Here is a 293-nt window from a genome sequence, read left to right as displayed (position 1 = left end):
CTAGTGTATTTAGCATCTGTTGCATTTCAAATCGGTTATTCAATACTACTCTTTCACCGTTTGTACTACTTCCATCTAGGTTATAGGAGAAAGATACCGGATTTTTTCCTTCATCATAGGTTGCACGAAGTTTCCTAATAACAGCTGTTAAAGTCTTGTATGGTTTAGTTTTACTTCCCATGCCTTCTCTGGATTTCATTGCCTCTTCTATTGCAGATAGAATTTCCTCTTCACTATCAAAAGTATATTGAGGTATTTCTTTAATATCCCATCTGATTTTAACTGCATAATTG

The 293-nt window shown here is 34.5% G+C and carries 1 protein-coding gene; it reads right to left on the bottom strand.

All coding sequences use genetic code 11. The annotated features are described in order from the left end of the window. Window positions 1–293: hypothetical protein (locus ACSG5Z_RS31170; protein ID WP_435712888.1), on the bottom strand; the 293-nt coding region annotated here is incomplete at both ends.

Origin of the sequence: Bacillus pretiosus (genome assembly GCF_051294775.1) — a bacterium.
In the GTDB taxonomy this organism is placed as follows: domain Bacteria; phylum Bacillota; class Bacilli; order Bacillales; family Bacillaceae_G; genus Bacillus_A; species Bacillus_A wiedmannii.
This window is presented reverse-complemented; position numbering and strand designations above follow the sequence as displayed.